General features: G+C 67.5%; 9 protein-coding genes. 4 read left to right on the top strand and 5 right to left on the bottom strand.

The window, feature by feature from the left end; translation table 11 throughout:
* Positions 1–10: 10 nt before the first annotated feature.
* Together AC3WUT_RS10025 and AC3WUT_RS10020 are read right to left on the bottom strand one after the other, a co-directional pair.
* Positions 11–1723 (bottom strand): diguanylate cyclase domain-containing protein, encoded by a 1713-nt coding sequence (locus AC3WUT_RS10025; RefSeq protein WP_492346933.1) that lies wholly within the window; start codon positions 1721–1723, stop codon positions 11–13.
* On the bottom strand, positions 1720–2817 hold the full coding sequence (locus tag AC3WUT_RS10020) for an ABC transporter substrate-binding protein (protein ID WP_492346932.1): 1098 nt from the start codon (positions 2815–2817) through the stop codon (positions 1720–1722). The genes AC3WUT_RS10025 and AC3WUT_RS10020 overlap by 4 nt, the downstream gene beginning before the upstream one ends.
* A 57-nt stretch (positions 2818–2874) precedes the next feature.
* Here AC3WUT_RS10020 and dnaG point away from each other — a divergent pair, with 57 nt between their 5' ends.
* Positions 2875–4878 (top strand): DNA primase, encoded by a 2004-nt coding sequence (gene dnaG / locus AC3WUT_RS10015; protein ID WP_492346931.1) that lies wholly within the window; start codon positions 2875–2877, stop codon positions 4876–4878.
* 342 nt (positions 4879–5220) lie between these two features.
* Positions 5221–7578 (top strand): RNA polymerase sigma factor RpoD, encoded by a 2358-nt coding sequence (gene rpoD, locus AC3WUT_RS10010; protein WP_492346930.1) that lies wholly within the window; start codon positions 5221–5223, stop codon positions 7576–7578.
* Positions 7579–7961: 383 nt separating this feature from the next.
* On the opposite strand, the gene AC3WUT_RS10005 is transcribed toward rpoD, so the two are convergent.
* From AC3WUT_RS10005 to imuA, 3 genes are read right to left on the bottom strand one after another with little or no spacing between them, the layout of a single operon-like run.
* Positions 7962–11129: an error-prone DNA polymerase gene (locus AC3WUT_RS10005; RefSeq protein ID WP_492346929.1), complete on the bottom strand. Its 3168-nt coding sequence runs from the start codon at positions 11127–11129 to the stop codon at positions 7962–7964.
* Positions 11126–12424 carry a Y-family DNA polymerase gene (locus AC3WUT_RS10000; protein ID WP_492346928.1) on the bottom strand — a complete coding sequence of 433 codons (1299 nt, stop codon included), beginning with the start codon at positions 12422–12424 and terminating at the stop codon, positions 11126–11128. Before AC3WUT_RS10000 ends, AC3WUT_RS10005 begins: the two co-directional genes overlap by 4 nt.
* A complete protein-coding gene (gene imuA / locus AC3WUT_RS09995; RefSeq protein ID WP_492346927.1) occupies positions 12405–13187 on the bottom strand; it encodes a translesion DNA synthesis-associated protein ImuA in 783 nt (260 codons plus the stop codon). The genes AC3WUT_RS10000 and imuA overlap by 20 nt, the downstream gene beginning before the upstream one ends.
* A 222-nt stretch (positions 13188–13409) precedes the next feature.
* Between imuA and AC3WUT_RS09990 the strand changes: the two genes are divergently transcribed.
* Both AC3WUT_RS09990 and AC3WUT_RS09985 read left to right on the top strand, forming a co-directional pair.
* Positions 13410–15893 (top strand): beta strand repeat-containing protein, encoded by a 2484-nt coding sequence (locus tag AC3WUT_RS09990; RefSeq protein WP_492346926.1) that lies wholly within the window; start codon positions 13410–13412, stop codon positions 15891–15893.
* Positions 15890–16573, top strand: a complete 684-nt coding sequence (locus tag AC3WUT_RS09985; protein ID WP_492346925.1) for an NUDIX domain-containing protein — start codon at positions 15890–15892, stop codon at positions 16571–16573. Before AC3WUT_RS09990 ends, AC3WUT_RS09985 begins: the two co-directional genes overlap by 4 nt.
* Positions 16574–16590: the final 17 nt, after the last annotated feature.

Raw genomic sequence — 16590 nt, 5'->3', positions numbered from 1 at the left:
CCTGAGCCACTCAGGCCGCCGGCCGACTGAGGCGCCCGCTTTGCTTGGCTCGGTACATGGCCGCATCGGCGTCGGACAGCAGGCTGCGCACATCGTGCCCGTCACGCGGATACAGGCTGATGCCCACACTGGCGTGCACCTGGATCGGCAGCCCCTGGTGCAGCACGGGCTGCAGAAACTGGGCCTGCAGCTTGGCCGCGATCGGGTCGGCATCCGCCTCGCCCTGCAGCCCTTCGCACACCACCACGAATTCATCGCCGCCCATGCGGCCCACCAGATCTCCGGCGCGCAGGTCATCGCTCAGGCGCTGGGCCACAGCACGCAGCACGGCATCGCCCACCTCATGGCCCAGGCCATCATTGATGTTCTTGAAGTGGTCCAGGTCCACGAAAAGCACCGCACAGACCAGGCCCGAACGGTCGGCCCGGTCCAGGGCCTCGGCCAGGCGCGCTTCCACCATGCGCCGATTGGGCAGGCTGGTCAGCGGGTCATGGTGGGCCAGGTGGTCCATGGCGTTGTGGCGACTGCGCAGTTGCGACATCTGCAGCCAGACCTGCTCCTCCATGTGCTGGAAGCCACGCGCCAGCTCACCGATCTCATCATGACGCTCGACTGGCAGCCCCATCACACGCTGCCCCTTGCCCATGCTGCGGGTGGCCGCCACCATCGCCTTCAGGGGCTCCGTGACCACCCGCGACACCAGCACCGCCATCAACAGGGCCGCCAGACACACCAGCAGCAGCACCTGGACGATGCTGCGGCCCAGGAGCGGTGTATCGCCCTCGATGACGCTGAGCGTCTGGGCCAGCCCGAGCACCAGGAAACGCTGATCCACCTCGGCGCCGACCGGCAAACGCACAAACGCCGCCGCCAGGGGTTCGCCATAGGCATCGCTGGCCCGGGTGACCAGCGACTGGACCCGCCCATTGATCAAGCCCTGGGCCTCGGGAAAGGTGTCCTGGATGAACACGCGCTGCCCACGGTCAAACCCGAAGGTCTGGCTGGCATCCGGGTGCATCAGCCAATCCCCCCAGCGGTTGCTCATGTAAAGCTGGAAGCCGCCCGGCAGATTGGACATCACGTCCTGCAGAAAAGGCCGGGCCGCCACTTGCAAGGCCACCACACCCAGGGTACGCCCCTGAAACACCACAGGTGCCGACACCGTGAATGAGGGCATGTCGTTGGCCCCCGGAGACTCGTCATGGTTGACCGCGAACTCAGACAGATACACCTGCCCGGCCGGCTGGGCCAGGGCCTCGAAAACATAGGGGAAATGCCCCTTCTCCCGCATGTCACGCTCCGGCGCACGCTGCAGCGCCTCGCCCTCGCGCAGCACCCGCACCCGCTCCAGGCCATGCTCCCGCGCAGTGATCAGCCGCAGTTGCAGGTAGGCGGGATGGGAGGCCAGCAGGGCCTCGAAAGCTTGAGCCATGACCTCACGGTCGGCTTGCGGCGCACGGCCATGAGCCCCTGCCCCCTCTTCCAGCAAGGACCGGGCGGCCGCATGAGCCGCCAGCCCCAGGGCGTCTCGCGAGACGCTTTGCAGGCTGGAATGCAGGTGACGCGCCAGCACCTCGGTCGTGCTCAACAGGTAGCGCTCGGCGCGCTCGGTCATCATGGCGCGACTGCTCACAAAGGTGTAGTGGCTGGCCAGGCCGGCAGCAAACGCGCTGAAGGCCACCAACAGCAGGCTCAGCCGCAGGGCAATGCCGCCGGGCTTCATGCTGCCAGCCTCTCGGGCCGCTCGCCGTCCCGGATGCGCTGCCAGAGCGCCGCCCGGCGGGCTTCGTCCTCGACGGGCTCCAACCACAGCAGCGAGGCGCCGGAAGCCACCTCAGGCGGCTCTTCCAGCGTGTTGGCCAGTCCCTGACGCTGACTGAATGTACGGCTGACCTCAGCCGACAACATGGTGTCGATCCAGCGCGCGGCCAAGGTCAGGCTGCGGGCCTGGCGGGTGATGGCCCAGCAGTCCAGCCATGCCAGGGCGCCCTCGCGCGGCAGGGTATAGCCCACATCCAGGCCCTGATCACGCAACAGCTTGAGTTGCTGGCGACCGTAGTTGGCAAACATCAGGGCCACCTGATGACGACGGAACAGATCGGCCGACTCGTCCGGCTGGGTGTAGAAGGCCCGCACATTGCGGCGCAGGGCCACCAGATGCCGGGCCAGAGGGCCAAACTGGCTGGCAGGGATGCGAAACGGCGGCAGGCCGGACGACTGCGCGGCAATGGAGAAATTGTGCGCACTGCCGTCAAATGCCAACACCTTGCCACGCCAGCGCTCGTCCCACAGCGCCTGGATCGAATCCGGCGGACGGGTCATCTGACGGCGATCGAAGATCAGCCCCATCTCGGCATAGGTGAAAGGCATGCCGAACAGCTGAGACCCCTGCATCAGGCCCGGAATCGATTCACGCTTCAGAAAACGGGGCAGTTGGGCGGCCGCCTGGGGAATCCAGGCCAGCGGCAAAGGCGACAACTGATTCAGGGCGCGCAAGCGCTGCAACTCGACCGTGTTGGCCGCCAGCACGTCAAAAGGTGGCCCACCAGTGTCGGGGTCGCGCCGGGCCAGGCGTTCACGCAGCACATCATCAGACCCCACGATGGTGAGCTCAACCCGGACCTCAAAGTGACGCTCAAAGGCCTTGACGATGTCAGCATCTGCGTAGCCTGGCCAGGCCAGCACCCGCAAGACGCGACTGGTGTCAGCCACCCCACCCTCGCCCGAGCCCTGGGCGCAGGCACCTCCGCTGGCCCAGACGACAGTCTGCGCCAGTCCCGCACGCCAGAAGGCGCGCCTTCCAGCCGAGGGTCGCATGCCGCTTGTCATATAAGGTGTTCCGTCCGCCTGACAGTTTAAGGGGACAATAGGCGGGTGACGATCCCCCAGTCTTTCATCCAGGAACTTCTTGCCCGCACCGATGTGGTGGACATCGTGGGTCGCTACGTGCCCCTGAAGAAAGCCGGGGCCAACTTCATGGGCCTTTGCCCCTTCCATGGCGAAAAGTCGCCCTCCTTTTCAGTCAGCCCGTCCAAGCAGTTTTTCCATTGTTTTGGCTGCGGCAAGAATGGAAACGCCATCGGCTTCCTGATGGAGCACGCGGGCATGGGCTTTCGCGAGGCCGTGGAAGACCTGGCCCAGCAATACGGCTTGCAGGTGCCCGATGACGATGTCTCGCCGCACGACAAGGCCCGCGCGGCCGAACAGCGGCAAAAGCAACTCAGCCTCAGCGAGGTGCTTGAAAAAGCAGGCGACGCCTATCGCAAGCAGCTCAAAGTGTCACCCCGGGCCGTGAACTACCTCAAAGGACGGGGCCTGTCGGGCGAGGTGGCCAAGCGTTTCGGCCTGGGCTACGCCCCGGAGGGCTGGCGCAGCCTGGCCAGCGTGTTTGCCGAGTACGACAGCCCCCTGCTGGCCGAATGCGGCCTGGTGATCGTGAGCGACGAGGACGGCCGGCGCTACGACCGCTTCCGTGACCGGATCATGTTCCCGATCCGCAACGTGAAAGGGGAATGCATCGGTTTTGGCGGGCGTGTGCTGGGGGACGAGAAGCCCAAGTACCTGAACTCGCCCGAAACCCCGGTGTTCAGCAAGGGGCGCGAGCTGTATGGCCTTTACGAGGCCCGCACGGCGCTGCGCGAGCAGGGTTACGCCCTGGTCACCGAAGGCTACATGGACGTGGTGGCGCTGGCCCAACTGGGTTTCCCCAACGCGGTGGCCACCCTGGGCACGGCCTGCACCGCCGACCACGTGCACAAGCTGTTCCGCTTCACCGACTCGGTGGTGTTCAGCTTCGATGGCGATGCCGCCGGCCGGCGCGCCGCGCGCAAGGCGCTGGACGGAGCCATCCCCTATGCCACCGACACGCGCAGCGTGAAATTTCTGTTCCTGCCGGCAGAACACGACCCCGACAGCTTCATCCGTGAATATGGCCCCGACGCCTTTTCGCGCCATGTGGGCGACGCCCTGCCGCTGAGCCGCTTCCTGATCGAGGCCGCCCGCGAGCAATGCGACCTGGGCACGGCCGAGGGCCGCGCCCACATGGCCGCCAACGCGCGCCCGCTGTGGAGCGCCCTGCCCGAAGGCGTGCTCAAGCGCCAGTTGCTGGGCGAGTTGGCCGAACTGACCCAGTTGCCCACCGCCGACCTGGCAGCCTTGTGGCAGGGCAGCCCCGATGCCGGCGCCGTTCCGCGCCATGGTCAACGCCAGGCGAGCCCGGATGACGCCCCCCACTGGCATGGCGATGGCGGCCAGGGGGCCTGGCCCGATGCCGGCGGCGGCAGCACCGGCCACCCCTCGGCCGGCCCCGGCAAGCGCTTCGACAAGGGCGGCTTCAAGGGCGGAAAAGACGGGTTCAAAGGCTCGCGCGACGGCTGGAAGGGCGGCAAATGGAATGCCAAGCCCGAGGAAAACGACGACGGCCCGCGCACCCCGCCCGTGACGCGACCTGACCATGCGGCCCGTCTGCTGCTGTCGCACATGAGCGCGCTGGAAAGCCTCGGCCACGATGACCACGACATGCTGTGCCAGTTGCCGCCCCCCCATGGGGCCCTGTTCGTCTGGCTGGAGAGTCAGTTCCACGAACACGGGCCCGTGCCCTGGGCGGTGCTGCGCGAGAGCCTGCGCGGGCAGGTCTTCGAAGCGCTGGCGGTGAAGCTCATGACCGGCTCACACGCTCAGACCGAGGGTGAAATCAAGGAATTGCGTGCCGAGCTGCGCGGGGTGCTCAACCGCATGCTGGTTGAGCAGCTCAAACTGCAAGAAAAAGAGGCCATCGAGGCGGTGCGACACGATCCGGCCGCCCTGGAACGCTACCGTGCCCTGTTCAAACGCCGCACCGAGCTCGAGCTGAATCTGCAGCGCGTGGCCATCCAATAAGCACTCTTGTACCGCCTGGCCCTTGAAAAGCGGCCACATCGGTATAATGTAAGGTTTGCATCGGCAAGAGCGACAGCAGCACCTCCGGTCCGGGCCCGCACCACACCCCTAGACGGGGCACGCGCCCACCATCCGCAAGGACTGCACACCAAATGTTCGCCCAGACATCTTGCCCCTGAGAACCGCGTTGCCAGGCCTTGCCCGGCTACCTGCTTCTCAACTGCGAAGGGCTGCAACAAGCTGCAAGAAATTGCGCCAAGCCTCCCTTTGCCGTGCCACCCGCGCCGGGATATGTGGCGCTTGCTCGTTTCTTTGTGTCCCTGTTTGATCCTGAGGTTGTCCATGCCCGCTCAAAAGTCCGCGAAGCCAGTCAAGTCCGAGTCCACCGCCCCGGCCCAGGTTGCTCCGAAAGCCACCGCCAAGACCCCGGCAGCCAAGACGGCTGCCAGTGCCAAGGCGGCGACCCCGTCTGCCAAGAAAGCCACCACAGTGCCCGCATCGAAACCCAAGGCTGAAGCCACCTCCGACGAACTGAAAAAGACTGCCAAGGCCACCGCGGCCGCTGGCGAAGACGCTCCGGTCAAGAAAAAGCCGGGCCGCCCGCCCAAGGCTGCCGCCGACAAGGACGCGACCCCCAAGACCGGTGCCAAGCGCGGCCGCAAGCCCAAGGCCGATGCGGTCAAGGAATCCAGCGAAGACGATCTGGACCTGTCCGACATCGAAGCCGACCTCGAAGGTGAAGTCGAAGCCACCCCCGCCGCGGCCACGACCGAAAAGGTCAAGCCCCTGCGCATGAAGATCAGCAAGGCCAAGGAACGCGCGCTGATGAAGGAATTCGGCCTGGACGAGACTGTCCTGTCCGAAGAAGACATGGCCAAGCGCCGCTCGCGCCTGAAGACCCTGATCACCCTGGGCAAGACCCGCGGCTACCTGACCCAGGTTGAAATCTCCGACCACTTGCCCGACAAGCTGGTGGATGCCGAGACCATGGAAGTCGTGGTCACCATGTTGAACGACATGGGTGTGGCGGTGTACGAGCAGACCCCCGACGCCGAAACCCTGTTCCAGAACAACGTGACCCCGACCGCTGCCACGGTCGAAGAAGCCGAAGAAGAAGCCGAAGCCGCGCTGTCCACCGTGGACTCCGAATTCGGCCGCACCACCGACCCGGTGCGCATGTACATGCGCGAAATGGGCACGGTCGAGCTGCTGACCCGTGAAGGCGAAATCGAAATCGCCAAGCGCATCGAAGGCGGCCTGATGGCCATGATGGAGGCCATCTCGGCCTCCCCCGCCACCATCGCCGAAATCCTCAACATGGGTGAGGAAATCCGCGAAGGCAAGATCGTCATCTCGACCATCGTCGACGGCTTCTCCAACGCCAACGAGGCTGACGACTACGTGGCCGAAGAAGACTTCGACGAATTCGACGAAGCCGACGACGACGACGGCAAGGGCGGCTCCAAGGCCCTGACCAAGAAACTCGAAGAACTCAAGCGCGAAGCCCTGTCGCGTTTCGACAAGCTGCGCGAGCTGTTCGAGAAGATGCACAAGATCTACGACAAGGAAGGTTACGGCGGCGCCGTTTACATGAAGACTCAGCAGCAGCTGTCTGCCGAGCTCATGACCATCCGCTTCACCGCCAAGACCATCGAGAAGCTGTGCGATCTGGTGCGTGCCCAGGTCGATGACGTGCGCAAGAAGGAACGCGAACTGCGCCGCATCATCGTCGACAAGTGCGGCATGCCCCAGGAAACCTTCATCAAGGACTTCCCGCCCAACCTGCTCAATCTGAAGTGGGTCGAGAAGCAGGCGGCCGCCGGCAAGCCCTGGTCCACCGTGATGGCCCGCAACATCCCCCCGATCCAGGAACTGCAGCAAAAGCTGATGGACGTGCAGTCTCGCGTGGTGGTGCCGCTGTCCGAGCTCAAGGACATCAACAAGCGCATGAACGAAGGCGAAGCCGCCTCGCGCGATGCCAAGAAGGAAATGATCGAGGCCAACCTGCGTCTGGTGATCTCGATTGCAAAGAAGTACACCAACCGGGGTCTGCAGTTCCTGGATCTGATCCAGGAGGGCAACATCGGCCTGATGAAAGCGGTCGACAAGTTCGAATACCGCCGCGGCTACAAGTTCTCGACCTACGCCACCTGGTGGATCCGTCAGGCCATCACGCGTTCGATCGCGGACCAGGCCCGCACGATCCGCATCCCGGTGCACATGATCGAGACCATCAACAAGATGAACCGCATCAGCCGCCAGCACTTGCAGGAGTTCGGCTTCGAGCCTGATGCCTCCATCCTGGCCGCCAAGATGGAGATCCCTGAGGACAAGATCCGCAAGATCATGAAGATCGCCAAAGAGCCGATCTCCATGGAAACGCCGATCGGCGACGACGACGACAGCCACCTGGGCGACTTCATCGAGGACGGCTCCAACACCGCCCCGATCGACGCCGCCATGCAGGCCGGTCTGCGCGATGTGGTCAAGGACATCCTCGACGGCCTGACCCCGCGCGAAGCCAAAGTGTTGCGCATGCGCTTCGGCATCGAAATGTCCACCGACCACACCCTCGAAGAAGTGGGCAAGCAGTTTGACGTGACCCGCGAACGCATCCGTCAGATCGAAGCCAAGGCCTTGCGCAAGCTCAAGCACCCGAGCCGCAGCGACAAGCTGCGCAGCTTCATCGACTCGCTGTGATCCCAGCCCCCTGATCGACCGGCGCCTCTTCGGCGCCCCCGATCTGTGCAGCCCCTGAGCCTTGCGGCCAGGGGCTTTTTGCTGGGCAACACCAGGTGCGCCCTCTTGGCGCAGCAGGGCTGCCGGCCCCTGTCCAAAGTACCTGCTGACAAGCCTTGCATCGCGGCAAACCGCCTGCTTGTTGGCAACAAAAACAGGTTGCCGAAGAATTCCGTGGACTGAGGATCGCCGCGCCTTATGCGGATGCCGACGATGGCAGACGCTGGAGGAAGGAATGCGGGATCACAAGACGCCGCAGGCCCAGGCATCGTGCCTGCTGGGCTGGGGCGCCTGGGCCGCCCCCCTCATCGCTCGGCGCCAGCGCCGCACGACCGGCGACAAGGTCAGTGAAAGTCGCGACTGCGTGGGCGCATCGTCCCCAGGGTCTGGTCCAGCATCGCATTGAGGTTGTGCAGGCGACGTGCCACCAGGTGGCAGACATCGCCCTCGCGCTGCCACAGTCCGTCCACCGCCATCAGGCGCGAGCCCAGCAAGGCCTCGCGTTGCTCGGCCACCACCGGGGCCCACACGATCACGTTGACCACACCCGTCTCATCTTCGAGCGTGACAAACACCGTGCCCTTGGCCGTGCCCGGGCGTTGGCGCACCGTGACCAGGCCGCAGGCCTGCACGCGCCGTCGCCCAGGCACCGCCTGCAACTGCTCGGCACTGAAGATGTGGCGCCGTGCCAGTTCGGAGCGCAGCAAGGCCAGCGGATGACGCCCCAGGCTCAAACCCAGGGCCTGGTAGTCCAGGGCCAGGGCTTCGGCCTCGCTGGCCACGGGCAGGGCCAGCGGGGCTTCATGCACCGGCGCGTGCTGCAACAGGCGGGGCGCGCGGTGCAACGCAGCGCTCTGCCACACCTGCTGGCGGCGGTGCCCGGCCAGGCCCTCCAGGGCATTGGCGGCCGCCAGCGCGGCCAGGTCGCCCGCGTCCAGCCCGGCCTCACGGGCCAGGCGCTCCACGCTCAGGGGCTGGCCGCGGCGGCGCAACTGCAGCACACGCCGGGCGGCGGCCTCGCTCAGGCCCTTGACCTGCTGCAGGCCCAAGCGCACCGCGGGCTGGTGCGCCCCAGCCCAGCCTGGGGGCTCCAGGGTGCTCAGCCAGTCGCTGTGCAACACATCCACCGGCCGCACCTCCACACCATGGCGGCGTGCGTCCTGCACCAATTGAGAGGGGCCATAAAAGCCCATGGGCTGCGAGTTCAGCAAGGCGGCCAGAAAACAGGCCGGCTCGTGACACTTGATCCAGGCGCTGGCATAGGCCAGCAAGGCAAAGCTGGCCGCATGGCTTTCCGGAAAGCCGTACTCACCAAAACCCTCCATCTGCTTGAAGATCGCTTCGGCAAACTCGGGCGTGTAGCCACGCGCACGCATGCCCTCGAACAGGCGCTCACGCAGGTGGCCGATGCCGCCCTTGCGCTTCCAGGCCGCCATGCTGCGGCGCAGGTGGTCGGCCTCCTCGGCGCTGAAACCGGCCGCGATCATGGCGATCTGCATGACCTGCTCCTGGAAGATGGGCACGCCCTTGGTGCGGCTCAAAGCCACCTCCAGGCCAGGCGGACAAACTTCAGGCTCCAGGCCCTGGCGCCGGCGCAGGTAGGGATGCACCATGCCGCCCTGAATGGGCCCGGGCCGCACGATGGCCACCTGCACCACCAGGTCATAGAACTCACGCGGCCTCAACCTGGGCAACATGCTTTGCTGGGCCCGCGACTCGACCTGGAACACCCCCACCGTGTCGGCCCGGCACAGCATGTCGTAGGTGGGCCCGTCTTCGCCGGGCACATCGGCCAGGCCGAAGGGCCGGCCATGCCACTGCCCCATGAACTGAAAGCTGCGCTGCAGCGCGCTGAGCATGCCCAGGGCCAGCACATCGACCTTGAGCAGGCCCACGTCGTCGATGTCGTCCTTGTCCCACTCGATGCAGGTGCGCCCCGCCATGCGGGCATGCACCACGGGCACGGTGGCATCCAGGCGCTCGCCACTCAGCACAAAGCCGCCCGGGTGCTGCGACAGGTGGCGCGGAAAGCCCAGCACCTGCTGCGTCAAGGCCAGCCAGCGCTGCAACAAAGCGGCGTCCAGGGGCAACCCCAGGCTCTGCAAACGCGGCTCCAGGTCGGCCGGCGCATCCCACCACTGCTGGTGGCGCGCCAGCACCTCCACCACCGCCGCGGGCACCCCCAAGGCAAAGCCCACATCTCGGATGGCGCTGCGCGCTCGGTAACAGATCACCACCGCCACCAGAGCAGCATGCCCCCGGCCATACTTGCCGTACAGGTACTGGATGACCTCTTCTCGGCGCTGGTGCTCGAAGTCGACATCGATGTCGGGGGGCTCCTTGCGGGCGCGGCTGATGAAACGCTCGAACAACAGGCTGTGGCGGCTCGGATCGATCTCGGTGATGCCCAGGCAGAAGCACACCGCCGAATTGGCGGCCGAGCCCCGGCCCTGGCACAGGATGTGGCGCTGACGGGCAAAGCACACCACATCGTGCACGGTGAGGAAGTACTTCTCATAGCCCAGCTCGTTGATCAAAGCCAGTTCGTGCGCCAGTTGAGCCCGCACCGCCTCGGGCGCCCCCTGGGGGTAGCGGCGCTGCACCCCGGCCTCGACCGCCTGGCGCAGGTGCTGGGCCGGGCTCAGGCCGGTTGGTACCAGGGCCGGCGGGTATTCGTAACGCAGCTCATCCAGGCTGAAGCGGCAGCGGGCGGCCACGCGCACGCTCTCGGCCAGCAGCTCGGGCGGAAACAAGCTGGCCAGGCGCAGCCGGGAGCGCAGATGCGCCTCGGCATTGGCCTGCAGTTCCAGGCCGCACTCGGCCACCGGGCGACGCTGGCGGATCGCGCTGAGCACGTCGTGCAGCGGCTTGTCCGAACGCCGGTGCAGGTGCACATCGCCCACCGCCACCAGGGGCAGGCCGCAGGCGTGGCCCACGGCCTGCAGGGCCTCCAGCCAGCGGGCATCGTCCATGCGCAGCCAGCGGCGCACGGCCAGCCAGGCCCGCCCCGGAAAGCTGGCCGCCAACCCCTGGGCCACCTGGGCCAGAGCCTCGGTCTCAGGGGGCTGATCACGATCGGGGCTCCACAAGGCCAGGCAATCGGCCAGCCGCGCCGGGCTGGCCTGCAGATCGGCCCAGCCCAGCTGGTATTCGCCCTTGGGCTGGCCCGCCCGCACCTGGGTGATCAACTGGCACAGTTGGCCATAACCGCGTCGGTTGCAGGCCAGCAGCACCAGTTGCCCGCCCGGATCACCCAGCGCCGGCTCGGGCGGCAGGCCAAACTGGGCCCCGATGATCAGCTTGAAACCCAGGCGCTTGGCCTCGCCATGGGCGCGCACGACGCCGGCCACCGAGCACTCGTCGGTCAGGGCCAATGCCTCGTAGTCCAGGGCTTGGGCGCGCGCCACCAAGTCTTGCGGCCAGGCCGCGCCGCGCAGAAAACTGAAGTTCGACACGCATTGCAGCTCGGCATAGGCCGGCAGGGGCGAGGCAGGGTGTGCGGGCGGGGTCATCCGAACACCCCGTGCAGAAACCAGCGCGTCGGGCTGCCCTGGTGAGCGTTCAAGGGGCGCACGCGAAACACCCACAGCAAGCCGGCCCGGGCACTGCGGGCAATGAAGTAGTCGCGCAGGGTCAGGTCGGGGTCGGTCGCGCCGGGCCCATCCCACCAGCCGGCCTCCAGCCGTTCAGGGCCGGCCAACAGGGTCAGCGGGCCGCCATACTGCGGACGCTCGCCGACCAGGCGCAGCGGCTCGGGTTCGGGCAGCAACCAGGGGGGCTGCCAGGCGGTGGCAGGCGCTGGCCGAATCGTGGCCGGAGAGGCCGGCCGCTCGATGGCAGGCTGCCAGTGCTGCATGTGCTGAGGCCGGTGGTCGGCCTGCAATCGGCCCGCCAGCACCCGCCCTGGGCCCAGGCGCGCACTCAGCCGCTCCAGGCAGATCGGCAGGGGCTCGCCCCCGGCCAGGTCCTGGGGCAACAGGCTGGCACTGTCGGGCCCCCAGTGCTGCACCCCCAGCGCCTGCAGGCTCAGGGCCTGCACCGGCGCGGCCAGCGTGAGCCGGGCCAGGTGTTCAGCCAGCAGGCGCTCCAGGTGGGCCACTTCACGCGTGGCTTGGGCCGTGTGCACCACCAGCTCGGCCCCCGGCTCGCACCCCCGGCGCGGGTCATGCCGCCAGGCCAGACGCACCCCGGTCACGCCGCTGTGGCGTGCCGCCAGCCACACGGCCAGAGCCTGCAGCAACTGGCGCGCCCCCCACATCAGGCCTGCCGCCTGCTCCACCAGACTGGGGCAGGCCAGATGCTGCTCGAACTGCTCGGGCAGCACCTGCCAGTCAAACACCTCGGGCCGTTGACCGTGGGCGCGGTCCAGGGCGCCGGACAGATCGGCCCCGAAACGGCGCGCCAGGCCGGCGCGGGGCAAGGCCCGCACCTGGCCCAGGGTCTGGCAACCCAGCTGCTGGAGCAGCTCGGCATGCTGCGCCACCTCGGGCAGCGCCTGCAATGGCAAGGCATCCAGCGCGGCCGCCAGCCGGGCCGCATGACAGCGGCGCAGGCGCCGTTGCCCAGGGGGCAGCGAACGCGCCAGGGCCAGGGCTGCCCAGGCCGTGGGGGCCACACCGATGCGCTGCACGCCCAGGGCACCGGCCTCGGCCATCAGACGGCGCAGCAAGGCCGGCGCCCCCCCGAACAGGCGCAGGCTGGCCTGCACCTCCAGCACCACGGCGCCCTGCAACCGGGCCACGCGCGGCGTGTAGCCCAGGGCCCACCACGCCAGCGCCGGTCCGGGCTCAGCCAAGGGGTCGGGCAAGAGCGCGATCCACCACATGGCGATCCGGTTTGAAAGGGTTGGGGGATGGGGCCACCGGGGTCTGCGAAGGTGTGTGCGGTGGCGGGTGCGGTGGCGAAGAGGCCGGCCCGGCCCGCAAGGGCGAAGGCCGGGCCGCAGGCAACAGCAAGGCCTGCTCGAGCACCCGGCCACGGCGCTTGAGCACCTGCACCTCCAGTGCGTCGGTCGGGCCGGCGCGCAGGCCCAGGCGCAGCGGTGCGGGCGAGGCCTGCTGCCGAGCCGCCCAGGGGCGCAAGGCCCACAGGCCAGGCGGGCAGGCCTGGCGCCCGGCCTGGGCCGCCAGCTGCAGGCGCCGCAGGCCCTGCGACAGGCCTGATGACAGGCCCTGTGGCAGCCAGACCAGCAAGGCTGCCAGCGCCTGACAGCGCAGGGCCTGCTCGGCGGCCCACAGGCGCTCGGCCGGACTGCTCGCCTGCACCCAGATCAGGGAGCTCAGCGCCAGCCCCTGCCAGGCCAACGCCGGCAAATGCGGCACCAGCGGTGGCCCCACCAGCACCACCGAGCCTTGCTGAGACAGCCGCGCCAGGCTGGGGGCCAGCAAGCGCCACTCACGCCAGCCCGCCTCGGGCTGCAGCACCTCCGTGAGCTGGCCGCAGGGCCAGCCCCCGCCAGGCAGTTCGGCATCCAGCGCGGCAAAACCGCTGGGGCACACCGGTGCTGCGCTGCGCCCCAGGTCGCTGGCGCGCCAAAGGCTGGGAATCGCATCCAGAAGAAGGGCAGACATGGTGAATCGAGGGGGTGACGTGACTTTGAGCTGTTTATTTATACAGTATTTTAACCATCACACGGCAACAGCACAGTCCACCCAGGGGTCTCTGGGTTCGGGTATCGCGGCCCACCGTGACCAAGCCCACACCTGAGGCCCTTGCGGCGGTGTTTCGGCGTGTTACAAACAGTGGGTGATAGACCTCAGACCGACGTCCCATCAACCGAACAAGACAGAAGCATGAACAAGACGACACGCGCCATCAGCCTCCTGGGCCTCATGTGGAGTTCCCTGGCCCTGGTGGCTTGCGGAGGGGGGGGTGGCGGCGGCAGCACCAGCACGCCCATGGTGGACAGCTATGGCGTCACCCAGTCCAGCAGCTTTGATGGGGGTGTGACCAGCGCCGCCGGCATCAACGGGGCCGCCGCCGATGGCACCGTGCTGGCCAATGCGCCCGTCACCATCACCGACAGCGCCGGCCACAGCGTGAGTGCCACCACCAACAGCAACGGCATCTACCATGCCCGCATCGACGGCTTTGTGCCCCCCATGGTCGGGGTGGTGACCAAGCCGGATGGCTCACGCTGGTTTGCCCCCGGCACCACCGCCCCGGTGGCGCGCAGCTTCATCGTGCTGAACCTGACCGGCCTGACCGACAAGCTGGCCTCGGACGTGGTGAGCGCCGCCGGCCAGTCGGGCTCGTCGCGCCTCACCCCGACCCTGCTGGCCGCCAACAGCACCGCGTTGGCCCAGGCCAAGGCCAACCTGAACAGCAACCTCGGCAGCCAGATCACCGCCGCCGGGCTGAGCACCAGCACCTTCGACCCGGTCAGCACCTTGCTGACCAACACCAACACCGGCTACGACCAGTTGCTCAACGGCCTGGCCATCAGCAACACCGCCACCACCCCGACGGTGATCGGTACCCGCTACAGCCTGGGCGGCAGCATCAGCGGCCTGGGCTCGGCCACGGGCCTGAGCCTGAAAAACGGCAACGACACGGTGTTTGTGAGTGCAGGCGCCGCCAACTTCGCCTTCAGCCGCCTGATCGCCCCCGGGGCCAACTACAGCGTGAGCGTGGCCAGCCAGCCCAGCGGCCTGAGCTGCAGCGTGAACAACGGCAGCGGCACCATGGGCGCAGCCGCCCTGACCAATGTGGCCGTGGTGTGCGGCACCAGCGTGGCCAGCCTGGGTGGCAGTGTCAGCGGCCTGGGCACCGCCAGCGGCCTGGTGCTGGCCAATGGCAGCCAGACCGTGAGCGTGCCGGCCAATGCCAGCAGCTTCACCTTCCCCAGCAACCTGACCCTGGGTGCCAGCTACTGGGTGACCGTGCAGACCCAGCCCAATGGTGCCACCTGCGCCGTCAACAACGGAGGTGGCACCGTCACCAGCGTCGCCCCCATCACCTCGGTGCAGGTGCAGTGCGTGCTCAACACCTACCCCTTGAGCGGCAGCGTGAGCGGCCTGAGCACCAGCGGGCTGGTGCTGGGCATCACGGCACAAAGCGTCAACGTGCCAGCCAATGCGGTGAGCTGGAGCTTTCCGGCGGGCGTGGCCGTGGGCGTCAATTACAACGTGGTGGTTCGGGCGCAGCCCGTGGGCGCCACCTGCTCGGTGGCCAATGGCAGCGGCACCATGGGAGCCAGCGCGGTCAACTCGGTGACCGTCAGCTGCAGCAGCGCCAGCTACAGCCTGGGTGGCAGCATCAGCGGCCTCACGGGCAGCGGCCTGGTGTTGAGCGCCCTGGGCCAGAGCCTCGCCGTGGCCGCCAATGCCACCCAGTTCACCTTCGCCACGCCCGTGGCCGCAGGCACCGCCTACAACGTGCAGGTGCAGACCCAGCCCTCGGGCCAGACCTGCAGCGTGAGCAACGGCAGCGGCAGCATCACCGGCAGCGCTGTGAGCAACGTCCAGATCAGCTGCAGCAGCAGCGCCACCACCCTGGGTGGCAGCGTCAGCGGCCTCACGGGCAGTGGCCTGGTGGTGGCCAGCAATGGCCAGACCCTGCCGATCCCCGTGCCTGCCACGGGCACCAGCACCACCTTCATCTTCCCGCAGGCACTGGCCTACGGTACGCCCTACGACGTGACAGTGCCCACCCAGCCCACCAACCAGTACTGCAGCGTGGGCAATGGCAAGGGCACCATGGCCGGCTTGAACGTGAGCAATGTGCAACTCAATTGCGGCCCTGGCTCGTTTGCCCTCAGCGGCACGGCCAATGGTCTGCTGGGCCCCCTGACCTTGGTGGTCAGCAGCACCGGAGACACCGCCGCACTGACCGTGGCCAAGCCCGGCTTCAGCTTTGCCACGCTGATCCCGGTGGGCACGCGCTACCGGGTTTATTCGCAGTTCCCGGCCCTGCGCGCCTACGCCTGCAACGCGGCGGACGGCACCCTGCCGCCGGGCGGGGTGTCGCTGGTGTTGAGCTGCTTCACCCAATACGCTCACACGCTGACCGTCAGCGGACTGACCAGCGGCACCTCGCTGGGCCTGAGCATGACCTTCAGCTACCCCACGGGCAGCTCGCCCGACCAGAGTGACACCATGACCCAGACCTTCACTGCCTCGAACGGCACCCTCACCTACTACCTGCCAGTGGGGGCCAGCTACAGCTACGGCATCACGGCCCAGCCAGCCTCGGGCAGTTGCGCCATCAGTCCGACCGGCACTGGCAGCGGCAGCCAGACCACCAACGGCAGCGCGGTGAAGTTCAGCTGCCAATGAGCTCCCCCGACAAGCGCACCGACAGCAGCACCGACAGCGGGCCGCCCGGTGTGCGCCTGCTCGGCACCCAGGAGCTGGCCAACGACTGGACTCGGCTGAGCAAGACCCGATTTGAGCTGCAGACCCGCGACGGCCGCACCCTGAACACCGCCCGCGAGGTCTACCACCTGGGCGACGGGGCCTCGGTGCTGCTGTACAACCGGGCCCAGGCCACGGTGCTGCTGACGCGCCAGTTCCGCCTGCCGGTGTGGCTCAAAGAAGGGGGCGAAGGACAGTTGATCGAGACCTGCGCCGGCCTGATCGACCCGGCCGACAGCCCCGAGTCGTGCGCCCGCCGCGAAATCGAAGAGGAGATGGGGCTGCGTGTGGAACACCTGCAGCCGGTGTTCCAGGCCTACATGAGCCCGGGCTCGGTGAGCCAGCGGCTGCATCTGTTCTGCGCCGAATACACGCCCGGCAGCGCCGCCACCCAGGGCGGCCTGGCCGAGGAGGGCGAAGACATCGAGGTGCTGGAAATGCCCCTGCAAGAAGCCCTGGACAGGGTCTATGACGGCCGCATCCAGGACGGCAAGACCATCATGCTGCTGCTGCATGCGGCCCTGACAGGCCTTGATGGGCTGATCCAGCGCAGACCGGAGGAGAAAAGCCTGGGTTCACCTCTTGTTAAAAGTTGTGACTGACGTATCGTCTCCAACCA

The sequence above is a fragment of the Curvibacter sp. EU05-FHT14A10 genome (assembly GCF_058791075.1).
This window is presented reverse-complemented; position numbering and strand designations above follow the sequence as displayed.